8 protein-coding genes are annotated in these 7,830 nt (G+C 70.6%); 3 read left to right on the top strand and 5 right to left on the bottom strand.

Annotation, left to right across the window (positions count from 1 at the left end):
- Positions 1 to 499 precede the first annotated feature (499 nt).
- Positions 500 to 1,711, bottom strand: coding sequence for a L,D-transpeptidase (locus tag ACWEVP_RS49150; protein WP_452069505.1), 1,212 nt, complete (start codon positions 1,709 to 1,711; stop codon positions 500 to 502).
- A 104-nt stretch (positions 1,712 to 1,815) separates the two neighbouring features.
- Positions 1,816 to 2,685 (bottom strand): patatin-like phospholipase family protein, encoded by an 870-nt coding sequence (locus ACWEVP_RS49145; RefSeq protein ID WP_452069504.1) that lies wholly within the window; start codon positions 2,683 to 2,685, stop codon positions 1,816 to 1,818.
- Positions 2,686 to 2,755: 70 nt separating this feature from the next.
- Between ACWEVP_RS49145 and ACWEVP_RS49140 the strand changes: the two genes are divergently transcribed.
- The 3 genes from ACWEVP_RS49140 to ACWEVP_RS49130 all read left to right on the top strand — a co-directional run bounded on the left by ACWEVP_RS49140 (position 2,756) and on the right by ACWEVP_RS49130 (position 5,102).
- On the top strand, positions 2,756 to 3,697 hold the full coding sequence (locus ACWEVP_RS49140) for a LysR family transcriptional regulator (RefSeq protein ID WP_452069503.1): 942 nt from the start codon (positions 2,756 to 2,758) through the stop codon (positions 3,695 to 3,697).
- A 99-nt stretch (positions 3,698 to 3,796) separates the two neighbouring features.
- Complete coding sequence (locus ACWEVP_RS49135) at positions 3,797 to 4,360, top strand: papain-like cysteine protease family protein (protein ID WP_452069502.1); 564 nt, start codon at positions 3,797 to 3,799, stop codon at positions 4,358 to 4,360.
- A gap of 1 nt (position 4,361) precedes the next feature.
- Positions 4,362 to 5,102 carry a hypothetical protein gene (locus ACWEVP_RS49130; protein WP_452069501.1) on the top strand — a complete coding sequence of 247 codons (741 nt, stop codon included), beginning with the start codon at positions 4,362 to 4,364 and terminating at the stop codon, positions 5,100 to 5,102.
- Between the two features lie 56 nt (positions 5,103 to 5,158).
- Here the strand turns inward: ACWEVP_RS49130 and ACWEVP_RS49125 are convergent, their stop codons facing one another.
- From ACWEVP_RS49125 to ACWEVP_RS49115, 3 genes are read right to left on the bottom strand one after another with little or no spacing between them, the layout of a single operon-like run.
- Positions 5,159 to 5,812 carry a DedA family protein gene (locus ACWEVP_RS49125; RefSeq protein ID WP_452069500.1) on the bottom strand — a complete coding sequence of 218 codons (654 nt, stop codon included), beginning with the start codon at positions 5,810 to 5,812 and terminating at the stop codon, positions 5,159 to 5,161.
- A gap of 45 nt (positions 5,813 to 5,857) precedes the next feature.
- Positions 5,858 to 6,859, bottom strand: coding sequence for a lipoyl synthase (gene lipA / locus ACWEVP_RS49120; protein ID WP_452069499.1), 1,002 nt, complete (start codon positions 6,857 to 6,859; stop codon positions 5,858 to 5,860).
- Positions 6,860 to 6,884: 25 nt separating this feature from the next.
- Positions 6,885 to 7,823, bottom strand: coding sequence for an oxidoreductase (locus ACWEVP_RS49115; RefSeq protein ID WP_452069498.1), 939 nt, complete (start codon positions 7,821 to 7,823; stop codon positions 6,885 to 6,887).
- Positions 7,824 to 7,830: the final 7 nt, after the last annotated feature.

Raw genomic sequence — 7,830 nt, 5'->3', positions numbered from 1 at the left:
AAGGGTTGTGGGAGAGTAGGACACCGCCGAACTCAACATAGGAAAAGGCCCCGGTCGAGACGGACACCCGTCTCCCGGGGCCTTTTCGCATGCCCGCTCACCGCCTCGCACGCTCGCAAAGGATGGCCGACGGCGCCGCGGGAGCCCGCTGGCCGCCGCGAAGAGAAAGTGATCCGGCCGCGCGAAGGTCGCGGGCCCGCCGGCAGCAGCCAACTCACCTCGGCGCACTGTGAGCGGCCCGCAACCGGAGCCTGCCGCTCGAAAGCCGAGCCTGCGCCCGCGGGCGTAGTCGCGAACAGGGCCGCCCGAGGCCCAGATGCGGGCCGCAGCAGCGGGCCTGCGCGAGACCGTTCACGGCCTGCCCCGGCTTGAGCGGTCCGTCCGTGTCCACCCTCACCGGCCACGCATCCTCGAGCGGCAGGCACGAAAAAGGGCCGGAGCTCCACCGAGCCCCGGCCCTTTCCCCGCCGACGAACGACCAACCGACCCAACCCGCCGGCTACTTCAGCGCCGACCCGGCCTGCCAGTCGGCCCAAGACTTCGACCAGTCACCGTAGAGATCCCAAACCGGCAGCTGCGGCCCACCCGAGTTCGTCACCTCGACCACATCCCCCAGCCCCATGTTCTGAAAGAACCACTGGGCGTTGGCCCCGTTGAGGTTGATGCAGCCGTGCGACACGTTCGAGCTGCCCTGCTGCCCCACGCTGTTCGGGTTCTCGTGGACGAACTCGCCGTCGTTCGAAATGCGCTCCGACCACTTCTCGTTGGACCGGTACGCCTTCGGGTCCGGCGGGCAGACCCCGTACGTGCACGAGTCCATCGTGTAATTGGCCTGCTTGTCCGAAATGACGTGCGCGCCCAAATGCGTCGGCGTCGCGTCCTTGCCCATCGAGATCGGCATCGACTTCACCATCGCGCCGTTGTGGAAGATCTGCATCTGCTCGGTGTTCCCGTCCGCCTTCGCGATCCAGGAATCGTGGACCTTGTACGTCTCCGTGCGGTCCTCCGCGCCGAACACCCCGCCGCCGAAGTCGACGCCGTAGATCTTCGCCGTCACCTTCAGCGTCGTGCCGGCCTTCCAGTACTCCTTCGGCCGGTAGTGGACGTTCGAATCGTCGATCCAGTACCAGCTGCCCTCCTGCTTCGGTGTCGACTCCACCGTCAGGGCCTTCTCCACCGCCGCCTTGTTCTTGACGGCGACCTTGCCGAAGCTGAACACGATCGGCTGCCCGACGCCGACACCCGTGCTCGCCACCGCGGACGGCGCCGGGATCAGGTTCGCGTTCGCCTGCTTCTTCGGCGACAGCGTGGTGATCTGGTTGTCCTGCTCGACCGCCTTGCCGTCGGCGCCCTGGGCGTGCGCGACGATCTTGTACGTCGCGCCGTAGCCGAGGGGCTCGGTCGACGTCCAGCTGGCCCCGTCGTCGGCGAGCTTGCCGGCGACCTTGGTGCCCTTCGCGGTGTTGGTCACCGTGACGTCGAGGAGCTTTCCGTTGGCCGCCTTGACGACGACGGGCGTCGCCGGGCTCACCCCCGTGCCGCCCGCGGGTTCGAACGACACCGCGACCGGCGTCGCGGACGTCGACGCCTGACCGGACGCGGGTGCCCCACCAGCGGGCGAACCGCCGTCGTCGTCGGACGAGCAGGCGGAAAGCAGCAGTGCTCCGGCGAGGATTCCGGCCACCGAAAGTAAAATCTTCTTGGGGAGCATATTGTCTCTTTTTGGGAATTGGGATCGGCGGGCATTCGTCATTCAAAACTACGCGATAGCGATGACGTTCTTCCCGGCGGTTCGGTGCATCGGCGTGACGCGGATCACGTGACGACGAGGCCCGGCGCCCCGTAAAGTCCCGGCCCGCTCACCGAGATCCCGTCGAGGAACTCCCGCGCGGCCGAATACGCCTCTTCCGCCAGTGCTTCGGTGTGCCCGAAATCGAGCGGGTTCACACGTACCGGCGCCGGCCCCGGCAGGTACACCACTGGCACCGAAGCCGCCGCCACCGGCGCTTCCAGCACCGCCTGGTTCCGCATGCTGATCATCGCGGTGAACATGATCACCTCGGCGAACGTCCGCGGCGCGTCCGGCAGCTTGCCCGGGAACGCGCAGTCGAGCACCACCAGCGACTTCGCCCCCATCGCCAGCGCCTGGCGCATCGGCACGTTCGCGACGAGCCCGCCGTCGTAGAGCAACCGCCCCTCGTGCTCCACCGGCGGGAAGATCCCCGGGATCGCGCAACTGGCCAGCAGCGGCTCGAGCAGCCGCCCGGACCGGATCAGCAGCGGCTCGGCCGTGTCGACCTGCGTCGTCACGACGCCGAGCGGCAGCGCCAGGTCCTCGAAGCGGGTTTCGGCGCCGAGGTGATCGGCGATGATCCCGGTCAGGCCGCTGTTGGGGAAGAGGTGCGTCTTGCTCTGCGTCAGCGTCCGGACGCGGCTCACGACACCGCCGGGGAACGCCTCGGCCCGCGTCATGTGCGCCCAGATGCCGTGCAGGCGCGGCAACGGGTCGCCGCCGGGCAACGCGAGCACCGCCGCGTTGAGCGAACCGACCGACGTGCCCGTCACCAGATCGGGCGACAGCCCGGCTTCGCCGAGCGCGCGCAGCATGCCGACCTGCATGGCGCCGAGGCTGCCGCCCCCGCCGAGGACGTACCCGAGGGGCCGGGGAAGATCCGCGAGACTCATACCGCCGAATGTAGTAAGCCCGACTTTCGCAGGTCGTGCGGGCCGTGAAGACGGCGTTAGCCTGCTGGACGTGGCCGAGCTGGAGCTGCGCCATCTCAGGGCCGTCCGCGCCGTCGCGGACGGCGGCAGCGTGAGCCGTGCCGCGACCGTCCTCGGCGTCAGCCAGCCCGCGCTCACCGCGCAGCTCAAGCGGATCGAGCGGATCCTCGGCGGCGACCTGTTCGTCCGCGGCCCCAGCGGCGTCCGCCCGACCGAGCTCGGCCGGTTCGTGCTCGCCCGCGCCGACGCGCTGCTGTCCGACATGCAAGCGCTCGTCGCGTCCGCACGGCGGCACGGCGAAAGCGGGCCGGAAACGCTGCGGATCGGGTACGTGCCGCTGCTCATCATCGGCCGGTTCATCGAAGAACTGGGGGAGCGGGAGCTCGACGTCCAGACCTACGCCGAACCGGCGTCGCTGACGCTGCTGAAGCTGCTCTCGACCGGCCGCGTGGACGTCGCGCTGCTCGAACGGTTCGACGGCACCGAAGCGCACCACTTCGCGGGACTGACCGTCCGGACGCTCGCCACCGAGCCGATCTTCGTCGGGATCGCCGACGGTCACCCGGCGATCCGCGACGGCGTCGTCGACCTCGCCGACCTGGCCGGCTGCGACTGGATCCTCCCGCCCCCGCACGAAAACTGTGTGCGCGTGCGGTTCCTGCAGGCGTGCGCGGCGGCCGGGTTCAGCCCGCGCGTGCGGCACTTCACGTCCGAGGCGGGCACCGCGGGAACGCTCATCGCCCAGGGCGCGGTCTGCCTCGCCCAGGCCGCGTCCGCGCCACCGCCGGGACTGGTCGCGCTGCCCCTGCGCGGCGACCCGCTGTGGACCACGCTGCTGTTCGCGACGCGCGAGGACGACGCCCGCACGCCGACCACCGACGAGGTGTTCCGGTGCGCGGAAGCCGCGTATGCGGCGTCGCGGCACCGGAATCCGCATTTCGCGCGCTGGTGCGGGCTCGCGCCCGCTCGCTAGGCGGCATAACGCCGGTGTTATCCCCGCTGGGATTACTGCCCGGCGCGGCGACGGGAGACGCTCACGAAGTCCCCACCTGTTGCCGACAAGGAGCAACGAATGCACTTCAGACGAGCAATGGCGCTCGGCGCGCTGTGCGCGGCCCTCACCGGCCTGCTCTCCCCGCCCGCGAGCGCGACGACCGAAGCGACGACGTTGTCGATCAGCCAGCTGGTCCAGGAACAGAACCAGTGGTGCTGGGCCGCGAGCGGCCTGACCATCGCACGGTTCCTGGGCTACGGCACGAACGTCAGCCAGAACACCTTCTGCGACTACTCGCGCGGCTACCCGGCCGGCTCGCAGTGCCCCAACCAGGCCGGCGAGCTGACGTACGTCCAGCGCGGCTACCAGGCGCTCGGCCTGCGACCCGGCACGGTGACCGGCGCGCTCAGCCTGGCGTCGGTGCAGACCGAGATCGGCGCGCGCCGCCCCATCGAGACGGGCATCTACTGGACCGCCGGCGGCGGGCACGCCCAGGTGATCTACGGCTACGACGCGAGCGGGCTCGTCTACTACGGCGACCCGTGGCCGAGCAGCCAGCGCTACAGCGCGATGGCGCACTCGAGCTACGTCCGCAACAGCCAGTTCCAGTGGGCGCAGTCCCTCTACCGGATCGGGGCGTGAGATGAATCTCTTCCGTGGATTCGGGGTGCTGCTCGCGGGTGCGGCGCTGGCGATCGGTTTCGGCGGCACGGCTTCGGCTTCGTCGTCGCCCGCCGATGACGTCGTCGCGGCGGTCCGCGCGGCGCAGCCCCAGCTTTCGGCGTTCTACGGCCAGCTCGACCGGCGGGCCGGGGTGGCGCGAGCGTCCGCCGTGACGCCCGAGGTGACGGGGTCGCCGGTGGCGGTGCACTCGCTCGACCCGGCTTTCGTGGCCGGGACACCGGGGGCGGCGCCGGCTTCGTTCGCGTACTACGCGGTGCGGACGTCCGCGACGGGCCGGCAGGCGACGGTGTGGGTGGAGCGCGCGGCGGACGGCTGGGCCGCGACGAACTTCACGACGGGCACCGAGGAGCTGACGTACCCGGCGCAGGCCGGCGGCGACCTGGTGTTCACGGAGCCGCAGGTGAACGCGTGGTACCGGGTGCGCGACGGCCGCGTGCTGGCGCTCAACGACCCGGCCCGGCAGCGGGTCGGCGAGGGCGTGCCGGTGGCGGCGTACCAGCAGCTGGTGCACCGGCTGTACGGCGACAAGCTGCCCGGCTCGGCGTACCGGGCGCAGGGGAAGCTGGGCGGGTATGACCTGGCGGCCGCGCCGGTTTCGGTGCCGGACAAGGGAACCTGGCCGTTCGTGGCCGGCGGGGTGCTGCTGGCGCTCGGCTTGGTCGGCTGGGCCACCGGCAAGGCGGCGCGCGCCCGCCGCTGACGCCGGGAGGGTGCGGCTCGAGGTGGTTCGGGTCGCACCCTTGGCCTGGCGCTGGGTCAGGGGACTCGCTCGGGCTCGGGCTTCGGCTCCGCGGCCGTCAGGGCCTTCCGCTTCTTCATGCGCAGCAAGAAGAACACCGCCACCGCCGCGAGCGCGCCCACCACGATCAAGCCGCCCGTGTTCAGTGCTCCCTCGATCCGCTTCGCCGCTTCACCCAGTGCCGCGCCGATGCTGATGTGGACCAGTGACCAGCAGAACGCTCCCGCCGCCGCGGCCGGGAGGAACCTGCGGAACGGCAGCCCCGATGTTCCCGCCGCCGCCGGGGTCAGCGTGCGGATCACCGGCAGGAACCGCGCGAAGAACACCGCCCACGCGCCACGGCGTTCCAGCACCGACGTCGCCTTGTCCCACGCGTCGAGGCCGTACTTGCGGATCAGCTTCGTCTCGCGCAGCCGCGGCCCGAAGCGGCGGCCGATCGCGTAACCGAGCGCGTCGCCCGCTGTCGCGCACAGGGTGACGACCAGCCAGAGCGCCAGGAACCGGGACAGGGTGTTCGCCGTGGTCGCGGCGATCAGGAGCCCGGATTCGCCCGGGGCCAGGAAACCCAGCCCGATCGTGCATTCGGCGAACACCAGCCCGCCGGTCGCCGCGACGAGGCCCGGTTCCGGGAGTCCTTGCAACCAGCTGAGGAGGTCCGAAACCAGGGCCATGCGACCCACTTTACCGATCCTTTAAGGACCGTGGGGTGACGTGCGTCACCGCGCCAGCAGCGACGCGGCTTCCTGTGCGGCCGGCCCTTCGGCGGCCAGGTGGGCCAGGTTCTCCGGCAGGACTTCGCCGCGGTGTGCCTTCGTCTGCGCGTAGAGCCGCCCGGCGCGGTAAGACGACCGCACGAGCGGGCCCGCCATGACGCCCGCGAAACCCATCGCCTCCGCGGCCTTGGAGTGCTCGACGAACTCCTCCGGCTTCACCCACCGGTCCACCGGGTGGTGCCGAGCAGAGGGACGCAGGTACTGCGTGATCGTCAGGATCTCGCACCCCGCATCGACCAGATCCTGCATCGCCGGAGCCACCTCGTCCGGAGTCTCGCCCATGCCCAGGATCAGGTTCGACTTCGTCACCAACCCGGCCTCACGCGCGGCAGTGATGACCTCCAGCGACCGCGCATACCGGAACCCCGGACGGATCCGCTTGAAAATCCGCGGCACCGTCTCCACGTTGTGGGCAAGGACCTCCGGACGCGACCCGAACACCTCAGCCAACTGCTCCGGATCCGCATTGAAATCCGGGATCAACAGCTCGACACCGGTACCCGGGTTCAACGCATGAATCTGCCGCACGGTCTCGGCATACAGACACGCCCCGCCATCGGAGAGGTCATCACGGGCGACACCGGTCACCGTCGAATACCGCAAACCCATGGCCTGCACCGACTCCGCGACCTTGCGGGGTTCAGTCCGATCGAGAGCAGCGGGCTTGCCCGTGTCGATCTGGCAGAAGTCACACCGCCGCGTGCACTGATCGCCACCGATCAGGAACGTCGCCTCACGGTCTTCCCAGCACTCGTAGATGTTGGGACACCCCGCCTCTTCACAGACGGTGTGCAGACCCTCACGACGAACCAGACCCTTGAGCTCGGTGAACTCCGGCCCCATCCGCACCCGCGTCTTGATCCACGACGGCTTCTTCTCGATCGGCGTCTCACTGTTGCGGACTTCCAGACGCAGCAGCTTCCGGCCTTCTGGCGCAGCACTCACGCCCTCAACCGTACGCCCGTCCGGGCTACGCGGGGTCGGGGGTGACGCCGGTCAGCTTCGCCGTCAGCTCCCACAGCGCCGACCCCAGCGACTCGCTGCGCGCGGCGGCCACCGTCGGGACGCGCGCCGGGTATCCGCGCAGGTTGCCGAGGCCGCGGGGGCCGAAGTAGGCGCCACCCTCGACGCCGTCCGCCGTCGCCGCGTACAGCTGCGGGAGGGCGCCGATGCGGGTGTTCTGGGCGAACAGCACCTCGCCGACGCGGTGGCCGCCCGCGATCAGCGAACGCACCACCGGGTTCGAGTACGACCGCGCCATGCCGCTGCCGAGCCCGGTCGCGGTGTAGCCCGGGTGGGCGGCGACGCTGAGCACGGCCGAGCCGGCCGCGCGCAGTCGGCGGTCCAGTTCGAGCGCGAACACCTGGTCGGCGAGCTTCGACTGCCCGTACGCGGCGGCCGCGTTGTAGCGGCGGTGGTCGCCGTTCGGGTCGTCGAGGTGGATGCGGGCGCCGACGGCGGCCAGGCTCGACAGCGTGACGACGCGGCCGCGCAGGGCGGGCATCAGCAGCCACGTCAGCGCCGCGTGGCCGAGGTAGTTGGTGCCGAACTGCAGCTCGAAGCCGTCGGCGGTGCGACCCCGGGCGGTCGCCATCACGCCGGCGTTGTTCACCAGGACGTCGAGTGCGTCACCGGTCAGCTCCCGGGCCGACGCGGCGGCCGCGCGCACCGAGGCGAGCTCGCTCAGGTCCAGTGGGATGAGCTCGGGCTCGGCGCCCGCGGCGGCCGTCTTGACGATCTTCAGCGCCTTCGCCCCGCGTTCGGCGGAGCGGCAGGCGAGGAGCACGCGAGCCCCCTTGCTCGCGAGCACCTCGGCGGTGCGCAGCCCGAGCCCCGAGTTCGCTCCGGTGACCAGTGCGGTCTTGCCGGTCTGGTCGGGGATGTCGGCTTCGGTCCAGCGCTCCGTCATACGTGTT

The sequence above is a fragment of the Amycolatopsis sp. NPDC003865 genome (assembly GCF_053605345.1).
Note: the sequence above shows the minus strand (reverse complement) of the source record. Positions and strands in the feature narration are given on the sequence as shown.

Coding starts and splice junctions, on each gene's coding strand:
- ACWEVP_RS49145 (WP_452069504.1), bottom strand. CDS start 2,685: ATGAGTCTCGCGGATCTTCCCCGGCCCCTCGGGTACGTCCTCGGCGGG.
- ACWEVP_RS49150 (WP_452069505.1), bottom strand. CDS start 1,711: ATGCTCCCCAAGAAGATTTTACTTTCGGTGGCCGGAATCCTCGCCGGA.
- ACWEVP_RS49135 (WP_452069502.1), top strand. CDS start 3,797: ATGCACTTCAGACGAGCAATGGCGCTCGGCGCGCTGTGCGCGGCCCTC.
- ACWEVP_RS49125 (WP_452069500.1), bottom strand. CDS start 5,812: ATGGCCCTGGTTTCGGACCTCCTCAGCTGGTTGCAAGGACTCCCGGAA.
- ACWEVP_RS49130 (WP_452069501.1), top strand. CDS start 4,362: ATGAATCTCTTCCGTGGATTCGGGGTGCTGCTCGCGGGTGCGGCGCTG.
- ACWEVP_RS49115 (WP_452069498.1), bottom strand. CDS start 7,823: ATGACGGAGCGCTGGACCGAAGCCGACATCCCCGACCAGACCGGCAAG.